The 15,808-nt window shown below is 45.3% G+C and carries 20 protein-coding genes; 14 read left to right on the plus strand and 6 right to left on the minus strand.

Features of this window, described 5'->3' with window-relative positions; all coding sequences use genetic code 11:
• Positions 1–55: 55 nt before the first annotated feature.
• Positions 56–898 (plus strand): YdcF family protein, encoded by an 843-nt coding sequence (locus R7O13_RS00565; protein WP_213895810.1) that lies wholly within the window; start codon positions 56–58, stop codon positions 896–898.
• Here the strand turns inward: R7O13_RS00565 and R7O13_RS00570 are convergent.
• Together R7O13_RS00570 and R7O13_RS00575 are read right to left on the minus strand one after the other, a co-directional pair.
• Complete coding sequence (locus R7O13_RS00570; protein WP_005374025.1) at positions 888–1,544, minus strand: hypothetical protein; 657 nt, start codon at positions 1,542–1,544, stop codon at positions 888–890. The two genes, R7O13_RS00565 and R7O13_RS00570, sit on opposite strands and share 11 nt — an antisense overlap.
• Positions 1,545–1,793: 249 nt before the next feature.
• On the minus strand, positions 1,794–2,060 hold the full coding sequence (locus R7O13_RS00575) for a DUF333 domain-containing protein (protein WP_005374023.1): 267 nt from the start codon (positions 2,058–2,060) through the stop codon (positions 1,794–1,796).
• A 277-nt stretch (positions 2,061–2,337) separates the two neighbouring features.
• Between R7O13_RS00575 and R7O13_RS00580 the strand changes: the two genes are divergently transcribed.
• A complete protein-coding gene (locus tag R7O13_RS00580) occupies positions 2,338–2,856 on the plus strand; it encodes an NUDIX hydrolase (protein WP_005374021.1) in 519 nt (172 codons plus the stop codon).
• 435 nt (positions 2,857–3,291) lie between these two features.
• On the opposite strand, the gene R7O13_RS00585 is transcribed toward R7O13_RS00580, so the two are convergent.
• From R7O13_RS00585 to flgA, 4 genes are all read right to left on the minus strand, one after another.
• The gene (locus R7O13_RS00585) at positions 3,292–4,038 is read right to left on the minus strand and encodes a lytic transglycosylase domain-containing protein (protein ID WP_136976309.1); all 747 of its coding nucleotides are present in this window, start codon (positions 4,036–4,038) and stop codon (positions 3,292–3,294) included.
• The gene (gene flgN / locus R7O13_RS00590; protein WP_005374018.1) at positions 4,019–4,456 is read right to left on the minus strand and encodes a flagellar export chaperone FlgN; all 438 of its coding nucleotides are present in this window, start codon (positions 4,454–4,456) and stop codon (positions 4,019–4,021) included. Before flgN ends, R7O13_RS00585 begins: the two co-directional genes overlap by 20 nt.
• A 20-nt stretch (positions 4,457–4,476) precedes the next feature.
• The gene (flgM, locus tag R7O13_RS00595; RefSeq protein ID WP_005374016.1) at positions 4,477–4,758 is read right to left on the minus strand and encodes a flagellar biosynthesis anti-sigma factor FlgM; all 282 of its coding nucleotides are present in this window, start codon (positions 4,756–4,758) and stop codon (positions 4,477–4,479) included.
• 136 nt (positions 4,759–4,894) lie between these two features.
• Positions 4,895–5,692: a flagellar basal body P-ring formation chaperone FlgA gene (gene flgA / locus R7O13_RS00600; RefSeq protein WP_064369423.1), complete on the minus strand. Its 798-nt coding sequence runs from the start codon at positions 5,690–5,692 to the stop codon at positions 4,895–4,897.
• 77 nt (positions 5,693–5,769) lie between these two features.
• On the opposite strand from flgA, the gene flgB reads away from it, so the two are divergent.
• Genes flgB through R7O13_RS00660 form a run of 12 tightly spaced genes read left to right on the plus strand, consistent with a single transcriptional unit; the run spans position 5,770 to position 15,760 of the window.
• Entirely contained in the window at positions 5,770–6,132 is a 363-nt protein-coding gene (flgB, locus tag R7O13_RS00605) for a flagellar basal body rod protein FlgB (RefSeq protein ID WP_005374013.1), read from the plus strand.
• 2 nt (positions 6,133–6,134) lie between these two features.
• The gene (gene flgC / locus R7O13_RS00610) at positions 6,135–6,569 is read left to right on the plus strand and encodes a flagellar basal body rod protein FlgC (RefSeq protein ID WP_005374012.1); all 435 of its coding nucleotides are present in this window, start codon (positions 6,135–6,137) and stop codon (positions 6,567–6,569) included.
• Positions 6,569–7,252, plus strand: coding sequence for a flagellar hook assembly protein FlgD (gene flgD / locus R7O13_RS00615; RefSeq protein WP_005384410.1), 684 nt, complete (start codon positions 6,569–6,571; stop codon positions 7,250–7,252). Before flgC ends, flgD begins: the two co-directional genes overlap by 1 nt.
• Before the next feature lie 27 nt (positions 7,253–7,279).
• On the plus strand, positions 7,280–8,476 hold the full coding sequence (gene flgE / locus R7O13_RS00620) for a flagellar hook protein FlgE (protein ID WP_017635110.1): 1,197 nt from the start codon (positions 7,280–7,282) through the stop codon (positions 8,474–8,476).
• A gap of 12 nt (positions 8,477–8,488) precedes the next feature.
• A complete protein-coding gene (gene flgF, locus R7O13_RS00625) occupies positions 8,489–9,220 on the plus strand; it encodes a flagellar basal-body rod protein FlgF (RefSeq protein WP_005374009.1) in 732 nt (243 codons plus the stop codon).
• Positions 9,221–9,244: 24 nt separating this feature from the next.
• A complete protein-coding gene (flgG, locus tag R7O13_RS00630; RefSeq protein WP_005374008.1) occupies positions 9,245–10,030 on the plus strand; it encodes a flagellar basal-body rod protein FlgG in 786 nt (261 codons plus the stop codon).
• A gap of 32 nt (positions 10,031–10,062) precedes the next feature.
• Complete coding sequence (flgH, locus tag R7O13_RS00635) at positions 10,063–10,734, plus strand: flagellar basal body L-ring protein FlgH (protein WP_017635111.1); 672 nt, start codon at positions 10,063–10,065, stop codon at positions 10,732–10,734.
• Positions 10,719–11,855 (plus strand): flagellar basal body P-ring protein FlgI, encoded by a 1,137-nt coding sequence (locus R7O13_RS00640; RefSeq protein ID WP_086026720.1) that lies wholly within the window; start codon positions 10,719–10,721, stop codon positions 11,853–11,855. Before flgH ends, R7O13_RS00640 begins: the two co-directional genes overlap by 16 nt.
• A 10-nt stretch (positions 11,856–11,865) precedes the next feature.
• Positions 11,866–12,414: a rod-binding protein gene (locus R7O13_RS00645; protein ID WP_005374002.1), complete on the plus strand. Its 549-nt coding sequence runs from the start codon at positions 11,866–11,868 to the stop codon at positions 12,412–12,414.
• On the plus strand, positions 12,415–13,788 hold the full coding sequence (gene flgK, locus R7O13_RS00650) for a flagellar hook-associated protein FlgK (RefSeq protein WP_005374000.1): 1,374 nt from the start codon (positions 12,415–12,417) through the stop codon (positions 13,786–13,788).
• Positions 13,789–13,801: 13 nt separating this feature from the next.
• The gene (flgL, locus tag R7O13_RS00655) at positions 13,802–14,701 is read left to right on the plus strand and encodes a flagellar hook-associated protein FlgL (protein ID WP_005373998.1); all 900 of its coding nucleotides are present in this window, start codon (positions 13,802–13,804) and stop codon (positions 14,699–14,701) included.
• Positions 14,702–14,719: 18 nt separating this feature from the next.
• Positions 14,720–15,760 (plus strand): flagellin, encoded by a 1,041-nt coding sequence (locus tag R7O13_RS00660; protein ID WP_005373996.1) that lies wholly within the window; start codon positions 14,720–14,722, stop codon positions 15,758–15,760.
• Positions 15,761–15,808: the final 48 nt, after the last annotated feature.

The raw sequence follows: 15,808 nt of genomic DNA on the forward strand, positions 1-15,808 counted from the left end.
GTCGGGAGTGAAAGAAGATTTTTGTAACACTGCCAACTAAGCGCGAGATTTTAAAATGAAGTTAGACAACATCGTCATCGTTTTAGGTAAACGCCTCGTCAATAACAGGTTGACCTCTGAGGGCATAACAAGAGTCGAAGCTTTGTCTTGTAGGACTGCATCACTACCGACAGAGCGAACGGCGATTATTTTTTGTGGCGGAGTAACGCAAGGACAAAGTGTTTCTGAAGCAGAGGCGATGTACGCGTATTTTAGAACCCTAAACGCAGACTCTGTGAATCCGTTCCCTGAACGTCATATACTCTTAGAAACGGAGTCGTTGAACACGTTTCAAAACATGCGTTATGTTTCCCAAGTTTTGTGCAAAAGTGGGTTGTTCGAGTTATGGTCGGGGCATCCGGTTGAGGTTATCTTGCTGTCTAATGACTACCACCTCGAACGAATCATTGATATCCAGAATTTGATGGATGAGCAAGGCGTATTACGAGTACTTAAATCCGATTGCGAATCCATGGGGGTGACTCTCAATATTCCACTGGATATCAGCAAACATATTAGCGTGCCATACCCACATAAAGGGCTTATGGCGGAGACATTCTTGCTACTCGATGAACTCACAACCTACCGAGTTTATTTAGAAGGGATCAAGCATGGCGCATTTTTCCGAGATTTATCAATTGTCCGAAAAAAGCCACTTATGATCGCAAGAGATGCTATTCACAAATTGCTCTCTTTACCGCTCGATAAAGAGGCTTTGCAACATATTGAAGAAATGAAAAAGGCCGTCGAAATGACGGCCTTGGATGAATCTGTAGGTGCTGCGGAAAAGGCATTAAGTATCTTCCATCCGATACTGACGGCATTGAACCGTCTCTTTGACCCAGAGTCTATTCATTAAGCTCGCGTTTTGTGCGGACGGCGCTTAATGCGATCAAACAGTAGCAAAGCAGTTCTATACCTTCTTCTGAGATATTTTTAACATCACGGATGTAATTTTCGTCCATCACTTGTTGCCAAAAACTACCCATACCATACAAACGAGAGAAGACTAATAATAGCATTACAGCACCAACTAATAGCTTCATATGTGGCACCGTTAAAATGGTCGCCATTTCGTTCATGGTACCTTTACCACCTTGGTAAGCTTTGGCGCAAGCCAGTGCGGTGACAGCAAGTGCTGGGAAAACCCAAGAGCCATGATGAATCATGTCTGTCCAATAGTCCGTTTCGCGAATAATCAGTACTGCAAAAAATCCTGCAATCAAAATAGCCGCATGCTTTAGCTGAGGCTGTTGTTTCGATAAGCTGAAAAACGACCATGATGCAATAGCAAGCATCACAAGCTGGAGCGTTTCTGTAACGGAAAGCTCGCCAAGGCTTGATCCCAACACGACATAATCAAGACGAAGACTAAGGTTAACGAGAATACTTATAGCGACAATCATCAAGGCGTTTAAACTCGATTTATAAATAATGCGCTTTGATTTTTCAGTAACAACGTTGCTTGGGGCTGACTCGGCTTCTTTTACTATTTGTGTTTTCATCTTGCTCACCTGTCCCAGAAAATGTGGAAGAAATGTGAATTAGTGTGATCTGTGTTTGGAATTTTATTGTCCAAGTGGAAAGTTATGTCAGGGGAATGTCAAGAATAGAACACTGTTCGATATAGGGTCGATGTGCGGTAAAGTCAGAGATATGTAAAAACAACGTAAGAACACTTTGATAAATCAAATAAAAAAGGAGCCCAAAGGCTCCTAAGTGATAGAGGGAAGGTGACGTATCGATAAAAATAATTAGTAGTTGTCACCCTCATTTTCTTTGTGATTCTCGCGATAGTATTCCCATTGCTCGACGCGTTCATTGTCCGACAGCACACAGTAAGTGACACGTTCGCCGTTTTCCGACACGGTATCCAGCTCACCACCTTGCTGAACACAGTATACGGCTGCGGGATTTGCAACGGAGGTATACTCAGTTGATCGGGTCGCTCCCTCGTAAGTTGAACAACCAGCCAGTACCAATGTTGCAGCCATAGCCATCATTAAATTTGTCTTTTTCATTCTTTATCTCCGCATGGGGTGGGCGAGTATTGTATTGATTATAGGCAACTTTAAGAGATTATTGTCTTATCGATGTTAAAAGTAAGAGGGACGTATAAGAATTTAGATATTCTCATTTATTGCTGATTAGCACGTCACACTTCTGTTCTAGGCGTATTGTTGTGAAGGTCATATCAATCACTTCCTGACAAGCGCTCGAACGTACCTGGTCTACAACAATGATTTAAAGTGTGAAATTCGGTAATATGCGCACAAAACATTGACCGTGGTATTTTCGATGAGACATTTAAAATCGACCGTTCATCCAGACATAGAGCATTTGGATGACAAAATTGTTTTTCAGCGCAATGCAGCGCGAGCCATTGTACTTGATGGTGAAGATGTGCTGTTGCTCTATACAGAACGTTACCATGACTACACGCTACCAGGCGGTGGTATTGATGATGGTGAAGATGTCATTGCTGGATTAGTCCGTGAATTAGAGGAAGAAACGGGCGCCCAAAATATACATGGTATTAAGCCTTTCGGAATCTTTGAGGAGTTTCGTCCGTGGTACAAGGATGACGCTGACGTGATGCACATGGTGTCGTATTGTTATACATGTAAAATCGAACGTGAGCTAGGCGAAACGGCGTATGAAGATTACGAAGTTAAAAATGGAATGCGCCCGGTATGGATGAACATACACGAAGCAATTGCACACAATGAAAAAACGATGGCAGAAAGCCCGAAAAAAGGCATGAGCATTGAGCGCGAAACGTTTTTACTTCAGTTGATTTCTAAAGAATTACTATAAACAGCTAGTTTGCATCATTACGACTTAGCTTCTGTTGGCTCTATTGTGGGCAAAGATTTTAGAGCAATAAAAAAGTCCGGACTCCCCCCCGGAACCCGGACTTATTCCAGACGCGCAAGCGAAGCGTCATCTTGATATGTTAGATTTGTTTCGAACTATGAAAACAATAGCTGTTTTACATTTAGTGTGTAAATAATTATTAGGTCTGACCATTGGTTTTCATGTTTTTTGCAAACGCAATGTGACGCATATCTACCCAATTGCCAAGCGCAATTGGGGCGCTTTTTTGGTAAACCACTACTCTTTCTTATCTTTGAGATACCTTACCTCAACTTTTTTGCACACGTTTGCATAGAGATCACGAGTTTTCAAATTCGCCGAACAGGATCTTGTAATTTTACGTTTCTCTGACATTGAGCTCTGTCGTAGCTTTTATCACAAATTAACTAGCGGAGGCAGTCGGCTAAAGTCGACCAGCGGTTGTGAAATCATAGGAGTGTCTGGAGCAAACAAGAGTAAAGGTTGAAATGATGAGGATTGTAACTGACCGATATCTATCAACTTTTCCAATGCATAGAAGCGGCTGACATATTGGCGAGTCTCGTTAGGCAGCGTGAGTTGTTGGAAATCTCGACTTCCTGCTCGCTGAATAGCACGTGCAACACGTCCTTCTCCGGCATTGTATGCAGCTAAAGTGAGAGCCATATTTTGATCGAATTTGTTGTATAAAAACGCCAGGTACTTGAGCGCGGCCGTTGTGCTGGCTTCTGTGTCAAAGCGATCGTCTTGTTTTGTATTTATCGTTAATCCGAATCGTTTCGCTGTGGTTGGTATCAATTGCCAAAGTCCGGCGGCGTTAGCGTGAGAAACGGCTTTGGGGTTGTAAGAAGATTCTAACATTGGCACTAAGGCTAGGCTATTTGGTAATGAGTGGTTTTGAAGCTGTTTGAAAATGTGGTTAATTACCGGTTTGGATGAATCGAGACGCTTGGCAATTTGTGGTTTGTATGGTGCTAATACTTGATACTGCGTTTGAATATCGACAGCATTTGGTTTTGCCTGGCATGTGATTGGAAGGTAGGACAGAAAGGCAATAAAAATAAAAAGGCCTACAGTACTCAGCCGAGATGGCGACTGAATCTGTAGGCAAGACGAACATCGTTTAGAACGATTTATCTTCATAAGTGTGTTGCACAGGTTGTTTGAGTTGACTGACCAACTCATGGAACGCCGCAGAGCTGTGGCCATTGCTCTGATTGTATTGTTGGCACTGACTTACCAACGTTTCCAATAGCGCCCATTGTTTTCTAGCTTGCATACCTATTTGGGCAGGCAAAGCATTGAAAATTCGTTTTACGCTGGCGTCATTACACGCTAACCCCAGCGCTCGCATACACTGGCTTCTGTCATTGGCGGAGCGGCTGAGTTTATTGAGTATCGGCATTTGTTTCTGAACATTGTCGTTCAGTGCCTCTCCATCAAACTTTAAGTACAATACCTTTTGCTGCTGAAGCAAAGGAAGCAGTTGTTGATAAAGCTTAATATCCTCAGATATAGAGCGAACAAATTGTTGAATTCGCTGCGATACTGCGCTTGCCATGATGTCTTCCTAGCGTTTTATTACTCGTGACCTGTATGGAACTGCATGATTGCCTTGGATAGCACTTTTGTATCTAGGCTAAGTTCACCACGCGCTAATGCGTTGCGTACTTGTTCTACTTTTTCCATATCAACATCAGGTAGTGATGCCATTTCAGCTTGAGCGCGATCTATCGCTACGGTATTCGCTTGAAATGCAGGCTCGTGTACTTTGCTCTGTTCGACGACGTCGACAGGCTGTTTGCTTGCTTGCTGTAATTTTGTTTGTGGGACATGACCGCCCGCGACTTTGTCGATTTTCATGCTGTGGTCCTCATCATCATGTTCTAAATTAAGTAGGCGGTTAGAATGTGATAAACATTAAATATTTTTTTTGTACTCGAAGTTCAGTGTTACTGACGAGAGCCAAAATTAAAAAATGTTACCCCGAGTCAAAAAATCAAAATTGAGTATGAACCTGGTTTAATCCAGTTACGACTGCTCTTATGACCTTGCCCGAACTTGGGTTTTCCACGTCAATTTGTTGCCCTTTCGCTCCATCTTCTAAGGCGACTCCTTTTGTGCTGGCACTAAATCCATTTTTGCTCGCAATGACTATGACTTCATTGCCTTTCTCGATTAGAGGTGGGGCCGACAAATTGGATGGATTAACCACTTGTCCAGCCCTCAAACGACGAGAGGTTTCTAAGCCTACTGCTTGCTCGGGGCGAGTATAAAAATCGTCTTGGCGAGAGATGGTTCGGGTTTCAAGCTTTATGTGTTTAGCCGTTACGACTTCATTTCGGCCAACCGTGGTTGTCGCGACCAAAACAGGCAGAGTCAGCGAAGACTTTATCGTAACGTTAATTCGCCATGGTGATGCGATATTGTCGCAGCTGACTGAGCGCTTGAGGTTACCGACTGGCAACGTGTTGTTGTCACGACCTGTGATAACTAAAGGCGATTGACATTCTGGCAAGTGATTGGCGGAACCGGGCACCCACATGTCGAAGTCCAGTTTGTACTTCCCCCACTGATTGGAGAGCGCTACGCGATCCACCTCTTGTTCGAAATCCGTTGCTACAACGGACCTTATCTCTTCAACGCTTAGGGTTTTGTCATTGGTGTTGGCGAATGCTTGTTCTGATGTCAAAGCGAGTAACGTCAGCATTATTGTTGAGGAAGTAGACACTTTCCTCTTGTTTTTAATGCTTTCCGAGAACCGGAAGTTTGGCTTCCATCCTTGTTTGTAAATCATTGATATATATGGCTATTTTTTATGGCACGTATCTTGTTTATATGTTGGCGTATTCGAGCCAACTGTAAGGAAGATGCATGGCGATCACATTTGAAAATGCTTTAGGAGTACATCCAGAGGCACTTAATTTTCGCGTTCAGCGTACCAAAGTCCTCGCCAGTAACCTAGCAAATGTTGACACCCCTGGGTATTTGGCGAAAGACCTAAGTTTCACCACCGTAATGAACCAAGTAACGGCAGGTGGTGTGAACAAACCGGTGCCAAAGTTCCAGGTTCAGGCCCAATACTCGGTGCCTTACCAGAATAGCAAAAATGGCAACACCGTAGAGCTTGGTGTTGAACAAGCAAAATTCACGCAAAACAACATGGACTTTCAAACTAGCCTGACGTTTCTCAACATGAAATTTAATGGCTTAGCGAAAGCGATTGAGGGACGTTAATTATGTCATTCACTGATATTTACTCGATCACTGGTTCCGCGATGACAGCACAAACTGTGCGTCTGAATACGGTAGCCAGTAACTTAGCAAACGCAGATGCAGTATCTGCAAATCCAGAAGATGCTTATAAAGCGCTTAAGCCAGTATTTGCGACTGTGTACCAAAAAACGCAAATGACAACAGAAAATGGAGCTTATCCCAATGCAGAAGTTCGCATTGTTGACGTTGTTAAAAATGCTGGAGATGCAGAGAAGCGTTTTGAGCCGAACAACCCACTGGCTAATGATGAAGGCTATGTGTTTTACCCAGATATTGATGTAGTTGCTGAAATGGCAGACATGATGTCCGCAACACGCAGCTTCGAAACGAATGTTGAAGTATTAGCCAATGTAAAAAGTATGCAGCAAGGTCTGCTTAGATTAGGGCAGGGTAGCTAATGAGTATTGCACAATACACCCCTTTATCGTCTGACGCTCCAGTAAATACAAAAGCAAAAGACAGCAACGGTATCTCACCAAACCCTAAAGACATGAACAGTGCTTCTTCATTGGAGAATGAGTTTATTTCTTTGATGGTGGCTCAAATTCAAAACCAAGACCCACTTAATCCCCTTGATGGTACGGAATACGTTGGTCAATTGGCTCAGTTCTCGCAGGTACAAAGTACCGAGAATATGTCTAAGACAATGCAACAGAGCATGGTGTTACTGGACAACATGCAAGTGCTGTCAACAGCGGGCCTTGTTGGGCAAACGGTTTACGTCAATGCGGATGAATTTCAGCTTGGTGAAGACGTACAAAACGGAAAAATCGAACTCGCTCATAGCTCAAACCAAGTCACGTTAGTTGTTAAAGATGAATTTGGTCAATCAACTAAAGTGCCACTAGGTGCTCACGGCAAAGGTGACGTCGACTTTTCAATTAATCCTGAAGAACTTGGTCTTAAACCAGGCAAATACTCAGTGGCCGTAGAAGTGCAAGAAGGGCAAGCAAGTCCAAATGTGCTGATGGCAGGCACTGTTGAGCAAGTGCGCATTCCTAATACCGGTGGCGCAGCATTAGTCAATGTCCATGGCGTTGGCAACGTTCCTTTCTATCAAATCACTCAGTTTGGTGCTTAACCAAATACGGAAATCAGAGGTCTATTTATGAGTTTTAACATCGCACTAAGTGGTCTGGACGCGACCAACACAGAGCTAAACACAATCAGCCACAACATTGCCAACGCATCAACGTATGGTTTTAAAGGTGGCCGCACAGAATTCTCCGCTGTATATAACGGCATGCAACCTGGTGGTGTGGAAGTCGCGTCAATTTCACAGAACTTCGACAAAGACGGCAGTATCACAGGAACTGGCCGTGCGATGGACCTAGCTATTAATGGCGGTGGCTTTTTTGTTACTAAAGATAATATGGGCCAAATGTTGTACACACGTTCAGGTGTGTTCTCAACGGATAAGAACAACTTTGTTACGGCTAACAGCGGTGCAAAGCTTCAAGGTTACAGTGTCGATAGCAACAACAACCTAATGACAGGTTCTGTGGGTAATATTCAGGTATCGACTTCCTCACTGAATGCTAAAGCAACAGACAGCTTAGATTTTGTTGCGAACTTCGACGCAAGCGCGTCTGTTATTGATAAAGCCGTAACGCCATTCAATCCAAAAGATCCAAGCTCATTTAACTCGTCTTACACAACAAAAGTCTACGACTCATTGGGTAACTCGCACACGGTAACTCAGTACTTTACTAAGACTGCTTCTAACTCGTGGGAAGTGAACGTTCAAGTAGATGGCGGTACGACGCCAGTAGCAACTGTGCCTGTAACGTTTGGTAAAGATGGCTCGCTTTCAACACCGACTGCACCGTTTAATGTTTCATTCCCTGCAGCAGGCGCGAACGCGATGAGTGTAGACATTAACCTGAAAGGCAGCACGCAATTTGGTGCAGCTTTTGGCGTAAGTACTAATAGTCCTAACGGTTACACATCAGGTGAACTTGCAGGTGTACGCGTTGAAGGTAACGGCATGGTTTACGCGACTTACACTAACGGCCAATCACAGCTACAAGGTCAGGTTGTTCTTGCTGATTTTGCAAACACACAAGGCTTAGCGAAAGTGAGTGGAACATCATGGACTCAAAGCTTTAGCTCAGGTGCTCCAATTATGGGTGTTCCGGGTTCAGGTACGATGGGTGACCTAACTCCGGGTGCATTAGAAGGTTCTAACGTTGACTTAACCAGCGAGCTTGTTGCTCTAATGACTGCACAACGCAACTACCAAGCAAACGCAAAGACAATTTCTACCAGCGACAAGCTTACTCAAGCTTTGTTTAACGCGGTGTAATGGGAGTTTTGCATGGATAGTTTGTTATTTACGGCAACGTCGGGTGCCAGCCGAGTTCTTAAAGCGCAGCACGTTCGTTCAAACAACTTATCAAATGCTGATACTGCGGGTTTTCGAGCGGATATGGAGCGTGTGCGTAGTGTAGAGATGCAAGGCCCAGGTTTTGATGGTCGCACTATGGTTGTGACCAACTCTGCCTCAACACGTTTCGACGCTGGCGATATTGTGAAAACAGGACGTCCGTTGGACGTTGCGGTTATGGGTGAGGGGTATCTCTCTGTAGAAACCCCAGCGGGTAACGAAGCTTACACCCGTGCAGGCAATATTCAGGTCGATACTTTTGGCGCTCTAACAATCAATGGGTTCCCTGTCCTCGGTGACAATGGTCCTTTGGTTGTGCCGGATTATCAAAAGATTGAAATCAGCGAGCGTGGTCAAGTCTCAGTGATCCCACCAGGTGGCGGCGCAGAAATTGTGGCAGGCACTTTGAAGTTGGTTAAACCGGAAATTAATCAACTGCAAAAAGAGAGCGATAGCTTGCTGCACAGCGTAGATGGCGTGCCATTCGCGGCAGATGAAACCGTGCAACTCTCTCCTGAGCACATTGAGGGCAGTAACGTATCTGCTATTGATGAATTGGTTAGTGTGATGTCGCTGACGCGCAACTTTGAAATGCAAGTTCGCATGATGAAAACGGCGGAAACTCTAGCAAAAGCTGGTAACAAATTAATGGCGGCGAGCTAAGTCTCGCCCCGCAAGGAGTAAAAAATGCATTCAGCATTATGGGTAAGTAAGACAGGCATGGCAGCGCAAGACACGAAGATGACTGCCATTTCTAACAACCTAGCAAACGTAAACACGGTTGGCTTTAAGCGTGACCGAGTTGTATTTGAAGATCTTTTCTACAGCATTCAGCGTCAACCAGGCGCACAAGTAGACCAAGTTAACGAACTACCAAGTGGTATTCAGCTAGGTAGCGGTGTTCGCGTTGTTGGCACACAAAAAGTGTTCACGCAAGGTAATACCCAAAACACAACGCAAGAGTTGGATCTTGCTGTAATGGGTCAGGGTTTCTTCCAAATAGAAAACTCGGACGGACAGATCATGTATACACGTAATGGTCAGTTCCATCGAAACTCAGAAGGCTTAATGGTGAACAGTCAGGGCCTGCCTTTAGAGCCTCAAATCCAGATCCCAGACAATGCGGTCTCTTTCTCTGTGGGTGTTGATGGCACAGTGACTACAACAACAGCAGACGATCCAACACCTCAGCAGCTTGGTCAAATTACACTTGCAAAATTCATCAATCCAGCCGGCTTAGAGGCCATGGGTGGCAACTTATTCCGTGAAACGGAAGCCAGCGGTCCAGCTGATGAGCTGATTGCAGGAGCTGATGGCGCCGGCATTATCAAGCAAGGTGCACTGGAAGGGTCAAACGTACAAGTAGTAGAAGAGATGGTCGACATGATCACCACTCAACGTGCGTATGAGATGAATGCGAAAGTGGTCTCTGCTGCAGATGACATGCTGAAGTTTGTTTCGCAATCAATGTAAGTATGAAATTGGTGATGATGAAGGAAAAAGCAATGAAATGGCTTTCTAAGAGTTGGGCAGTAGCCGCCGTGTTGCTGGTGGGATGTGCTGGCCGTCAGGAATTTATTCCGCCTGAGCCGAATGCTGAGGAATATGCACCACCAACGCTCGATTACACGCTGCCGGAAACCCAATCTGGTAGCCTTTATCGTCACCAATACACGATGACTCTGTTCCAGGATCGTCGTGCTTACCGAGTTGGCGATGTATTAACGGTTCAATTATCAGAAGAAACCTCATCGAGTAAAAATGCGGGTACTAAGTTCGGTAAAAGTTCAGCAATTAACTTTGTGGCGCCGACCATAGGCACGAAAACTATCGATGAGTTAGGGGTTAGCGTGGATGGCAAACGTAACTTCGATGGCAGTGCATCAAGTTCACAAGGCAACAAGCTTCAAGGTGCCATTACGGTAACGGTACACGAAGTATTACCTAATGGCGTATTGCGTATCAGCGGTGAAAAATGGCTTCGTCTGAATCAAGGCGACGAGTTTATTCGTCTAACCGGTATCGTCCGTGTGGATGATATTAACCGCAGTAACCAAGTTTCTTCTCAACGAATTGCTGATGCAAGAATTACCTACGCAGGTCGCGGAGCGCTAGCTGACAGCAACGCAGCCGGGTGGCTAACTCAGTTCTTCAACAGCCCATGGGTACCTTTCTAATGAAGACAATGCAATCTTTCTTTATGTCTCTCCTATTGGTGTTGACCTTGGGACTACCAGGCACTTCACGTGCTGAAGCGGAAATTCCGATCATGGACTTGGTCGATGTTCGCGGCATTCGAGAAAACCAACTGGTTGGTTATGGTTTGGTGGTTGGCTTAGCCGGCCAAGGTGACCGAAACCAAGTGAAATTTACCTCTCAATCTATTACCAACATGCTACGTCAGTTTGGGGTTCAAATTGATGACAGTATGAACCCTAAGCTACGAAATGTGGCTTCTGTGAGTGTGACAGCGTCCGTTGATCCAATGGCAGGCCCAGGACAAACGTTGGATGTGGTTGTGTCTTCAATCGGTGATGCAAAGAGCCTTCGTGGTGGTACGTTATTGCTAACGCCTTTACGTGGTATTGATGGCGAAGTGTACGCGATTGCGCAAGGCAACGTGGTTGTGGGGGGCTTATCTGCAGAGGGGCGAAGTGGCTCCAAAGTAGAAGTAAACACACCAACGGCGGGTCGCGTTCCGAATGGTGCGACTTTAGAGAGAGAAATTAAAACCGATTTCAATCAACGTGATGAAATCACCCTAAACCTGCGCAAGCCTAGCTTCACTACAGCAAAAAATATTGCGCGTGAAATTAACAACACTTTTGGACCTAACGTTGCAGTTGCGATCAATAAAGCGCGCATTGATATGCGTGCACCAAAAGATACACAGCAGCGTGTCGTCATGATGTCGATGCTTGAAGAAATGAGCGTTGTTGAAGGCCGTAAACCTGCTCGTATTGTCTTTAACTCTCGCACTGGCACCGTGGTTATCGGTAAGAGTGTCAAAGTGAGTGAAGCAGCAGTAAGTCACGGTAACTTAACCGTGCGAATTTCTGAATCACAACAAGTTAGTCAGCCTAATGCGTTTGCAAATGGCGATACGAAAGTCGTTAACCAAACGGATCTTGATGTGAATGAAGATCTCGCTCAGATGGTGATTTGGCCTCCAGGCACGGAACTTAACACCATAGTTAATGCGGTAAATAGTTTAGGTGCCACGCCTACAGACTTGATGTCTATCCTGCAAGCTTTGAGTGAAGCGGGTGCATTGAACGCTGAATTGGTCGTGATATAAGGAGTTAAGGATGAAGCTAGACAGTACCAATGAACAAACTCAGTTAAATTCGATGCTTTATCACGACAATAGTGCATTGGCTAACATCAAGCATAGTCGTGATCAAGAAGGCGCACTTGAAGTCGTCGCAGGTCAATTTGAGGCAATGTTCCTACAAATGGTGTTACGCCAAATGCGCAGCAGTAGTGATGCTCTTGCTGATAAAGACAGCCCGTTCGCCAGTCAGCAACAAGGGGTATTCCGTGATATGTATGACGGTCAGCTGGCGATGGAACTAGCAAAGAAACAGAGCTCAGGCATTGCCAATATGCTCATCCAGCAGCTGAGCCCGTCTATGCGTGAGGTTGCTTTCGATGCTGCGCGCAACATCTCATCCGCTAACGATGGTAAAGCTTCGAATTCTGAATCTATCTCACAAGTAGATTCTAAAGAGGTGGAGAAGAATTCAAGCCTATTTAATACCGCTTCTCAAGCCGTCGCCTCTGTTAAACAGGTATTCGGTGAGGCCGGTATGACTACCGCGTTTTCTCAGCCGTTGATCAGAAAAATGGAGCTGTAAATGAACCTAGTTAATATTGCCCTTTCAGGTTTAGGCGCGAACCGTGTGGCCCTAGACGTAACCGCGCAAAACGTGGCAAACGTGAATACCGTGGGTTACAGTCGTCAACAAGCGTTGATGGCGTCTGTCGATGATGGTAAAGCCAATCGCTTAAGTCCAGGTTTAGGGGTAGAAGTCACTAGCATTCGCCGCGTTACTGATCAATTTCTGATTAAGCAAACGTGGTCGACTAACAGTATGGCGGCATACGCATCTGGATACACCAGTAACATGAGTCAGCTGGAGAATACGCTTGGTGCCGATGGTTTCAGTATATCGGCTGGCTTGGACTCACTAAACGCCGCGCTTAACGATGCGACCGTTAAGCCAGAATCCATACCCTACCGCCAGCAGATCATTAACGAATCTGAAGCTTTGGCCCGCCGTTTTAATACGCTTACCGAGTCTTTATACAATCAACATAAAGACATGAGCGACCAACGTAATGCAGCGCTTAACCACGCGAATAGCCTTATGGAAAATATCGCGAAGGTGAACAAGCAACTGGTAGAGATGCAAGGTACAGGTGGTAACCCATCACAGTTAATGGATGAACGAGATAGGTTAATCGGTGAGTTATCTCAAACCATTGAAATCAAAACAACACAGCAGCATGACGGCAGTGTTCAGGTCACACTAACCTCTGGTCAACCGCTTGTGATGGGTACGGACCATGGCAAACTGGAAGCCATTCCTGACCCGAGTGATCCTTACTTGGCGGACTTACACGTCACGTTCTCGAATCAAAGTTTTGCGATTGGTGACTCGCTTGGTGGCAAATTAGGTGCGATTAATGACTATCAAACCGAAGTGTTGAAACCAAACCAATTGGCTCTGAATGACATGGCGAAAGCTCTCGCGGATGAATACAACGCCGTGCTTGCAACTGGCAAAGACTTAAATGGCAACCCAGGTAAACCTTTGTTCAGCTATGACCCAGCAAACCCTGCAGCCAGTTTGGATATTACCAAGCTAACTCCAGATGAGCTTGCGTTCTCAAGTGATGGAACACCTGGTAACGCAGATGCGTTGCAATCATTGATCGAGTTAAGCAACAAGCCAGTGGCGGTATCAGGTTACGGCTCAGTAAGCTTGAACGATGCCTTTAGTTCAATGGTGGGTCAAACCGCAATTAAAGCACGCCAAGCTAATGCTGATTATCAAGCGAAGTTAGCCATGAACAAGCAAGCGCACGCAGCTCGCGATAATGTTAGTTCCGTAAACAGCGATGAAGAAGCGGCTAACCTAATGATGTTTGCTAATGCGCACAATGCCAACATGAAAGTGATCAGCACAGCAAATCAACTGCTAGATTCTATTCTGCAGTTATTCTAAGAGGAAAGTTTAGATGCGAATTAGTGACAATCAATTTAGTCAAATGATGTTGCACAGCTTGCAGAGCAATAGCGCGGGACTAGGCGAAGCTCTGCAACAGATGTCTACTGGCAAGCGCTTGACCAAGCTGTCTGATGATCCAATGGCTTCGATCAAGTTGCTTAACTTAGACCGAGAAACCAGTGCGATTGCTCAGTACAAAAACAACATTGAAAACGTAAAAACGACGCTATCGAGTCAAGAAACCCATTTAGATTCGATCAAAGAAAGCTTAAAAAGCATGCGAGACATCGCGCTTTGGGGTGCGAACGGCTCTCTTACTGACGAAAGTCGTGGCGGTATGATTACAGAGCTTAAGAGTTACCGTGATTCTATTGAGTCGTCTTTTAACGCGCAGGATGAAGAAGGGCACTACCTTTTCTCTGGTACTAAAACGGATACTGCGGCTGTAAGTAAAGCGAGTGGCAGCTACGTAATTGAAGGTAATAGTGACAAGCGCGTAGTAACAATTGCTAAAGGTGTCACGATGGATTCCAATATGACTGCAAAAGAAATATTGGACCTTGGGGGAGGCCATAACGTGCTTAACCAAATTGATGCGCTGATCAAAGAGTTTGAGAGCCCTACCGCCAACTTCAGAGCTGAAGTTGAGGCGAGTATCAGCGCTATCGACGATACTTTTTCAAACGTACTAGGGACCATGACTGAGATTGGTGGTCGACACAACAACTTAGATCTTGTTGGTGGCGCGCACAGTGAAAACAAGCTGTTCGTTGACAAAGTATCTGGAGACCTCTCTGCTCTGGACTATGGTGAAGCGTCGGTACGATTGAGTAATTACATGGCCGCTTTGCAAGCAACGCAAGCAAGCTATGTGAAGATCGATGGTTTGTCGCTGTTTGACCGTTTATAAGGTTAGGAAGTTCTTTTTATGGTAATGAGTACAGTAGAGGTTAGACCCCATAGCATACGCTTAGGTGGACAAGAACAAGCCTCTATCATGCCGACCCGTTCTGCAGACTCAAGTACGGCAATTAAACCGCGCCCGGCGCAAATTCAGGCTGACACTGCGTCAGCCTACTCTGTATCTGGTATTCAGCTTACGCAGGGTCAGCAGCAAGCCACGGCGGTTCAGATCGCGTCCAAATCGCTGCAGGTGATTGGCAAAGAGCTCACGCAAATTAAACGTGGTTTGACGCAAGCTATTAATCAAGGCGTACAAAATGTTCCTGGTTTGCAGGATACATTGGTTCGTTCTAAAGCCACCATCCAAAAAGTCGTTGAGCAAGCACGTTTCGATGGCCAGAAAGTCCTAAATAACGAACTGCACTTAAAACTGGATAAAGCGGACATTCGTCGCTTTTCTATTCCAGGTTTGAATGTTCATCGCTTAAGCGACAAGGCCGAGCAAATCCGTTTGGATTTTCCTCAAGGTCAAGCGGTGATGATTCAGTTTGATGGACAATCAGACGGTGAGCGAACGGTCAAAATGCTGGATCGCAGCTTGATTGCGTTAGGAATGCGAGCCTCATTAGCCGATGATGGCAGCATTTTATTTGAAGCCAGAGACAACGCTTATCAACAAATGCAGCAAAAGGTGATGGTAACGGGGGAAGGGCACCGATTCCCTGCGGGACAGCCTAACGTTTTGAACTTAAAGTCTGAGCCAGATGGTATTGCGGAGCTCGGGTTTGATCTAGGCTCACGCGACGGCATCAAGCAGACGATTGCCAAAGTAAATCAGCATCTGAAACAAGTTCAAACGAGTTTGCAAGAAGCGAAAGCTTTTCATGGTGAACTGAATACTCAAATGCGTTCTATCCAAACCAAAACCGCACAGCTTTCAGTCAATGAGGTGAATGCAAAACTGGATGGATTCATGCAAAAGTCTGGCGAGTTTACTTCGACTTTTCAGGCATTGAATGCGCAAGCAAACGTGCGTCGTCATACCGTGGTCGCTTTACTGAAGTAACGAACACTCCAATGATTCCCGGCTTTACACTGTTATCGTCCCCCAATA

The organism is Vibrio sp. Y176, assembly GCF_033438945.1.